Annotated in this window: 1 protein-coding gene; it reads left to right on the forward strand. The window is 58.9% G+C overall.

Going from position 1 to position 1,061, the window contains the following annotated elements; genetic code table 11:
* The first annotated feature begins 230 nt into the window (after positions 1 to 230).
* The gene (locus tag BSG20_RS35420) at positions 231 to 830 is read left to right on the forward strand and encodes a c-type cytochrome (protein WP_093042048.1); all 600 of its coding nucleotides are present in this window, start codon (positions 231 to 233) and stop codon (positions 828 to 830) included.
* Positions 831 to 1,061: the final 231 nt, after the last annotated feature.

Here is a 1,061-nt window from a genome sequence, read left to right on the forward strand (position 1 = left end):
TTCGCGCTTACGGTGAGTGGGACAAGAAGGGAAGCTTTCGCCCATGCTCAAACCCACGAGGGCTTCCCTTCAGTTGACTTAGGCCAAGCCTCATAGGCTCTGGCTAGGGCGTGAACTCATAAAAACGCAGCCATAGTCGGATGGAGGCGACGGGCTCCGCTCGCCAATGGTTGCATCTCCTGATAAGATTAGCATCACACTTCAGCTTAAGCCCGATCTGGAGGCCTCGCATGCCTTGCAGCAACGCGCTCGCTCCGTTCGTCATCGCCGCTCTCGTGGCCCTCGGTCCGCTGCCGGCTGGAGCGCAGAACAATGCTGCGCCACCGCCGACGGCGATCTCCCACAAGGCCAAGCTTTGCCAGATGTGTCACGGTAGGAAAGGTCTGCCGACTGTTAAGAACACGCCGATCATCGCCGGCCAGCACGAGTCCTCTTTGCTGATAGCTTTGCAGGAATATCGCAATGGAGCGCGCACCGACGACCTCATGGGCCGGATCGCGAAGAACCTTTCCGGCGACGACATGAAGGCGCTTGCGGCCTACTTCTCCGCACTGCCCTGGCCCGCCTACCGCGAGTCGGCCGACGCAGCGAGCATTACCCGCTTCCATGCGCTCGACGTCGAGAAGAAGTGCACCTCGTGCCACCGGGAGGGTTTCGTCGGATACGCCAACACTCCGCGCGTCGCAAATCAGAAGCTGGACTACCTGATCAAAACCCTCTCCGACTTTCACGATAACAAGCGCCCGAACATGCCCCGCATGACGGCCTTGGTGCGCAATTTTTCGGCCGACGACATCGCTGCCATGGCTCACTATCTTGCCGGCCTCTGACGATCAGTTCGGGGTCGGCGATCCACCGAATAGGGCCGCCGAAATAGCGATCACTGCGTTACGGCGATTGGCACCTCTTTGCCCACGAACTAAGCTATCCGTGCGCCGGTCATTTCTGGCCGTTTATGGGTTCACGGCCTAGCACTACTTTGGCAGAATTGATTTTGGGGTCATTTGGAACCTGATACGGCAGTGTGGACATCGTTGTGGTGGATGGTGGTTTGAGAGCGC

This window comes from Rhizobium tibeticum, assembly GCF_900110205.1.
Taxonomy (GTDB): Bacteria; Pseudomonadota; Alphaproteobacteria; order Rhizobiales; family Rhizobiaceae; genus Rhizobium; species Rhizobium tibeticum.

Bases quoted from the DNA above. Each gene is read 5' to 3' on its own strand.
- BSG20_RS35420 (WP_093042048.1), top strand. From the start codon at position 231: ATGCCTTGCAGCAACGCGCTCGCTCCGTTCGTCATCGCCGCTCTCGTG.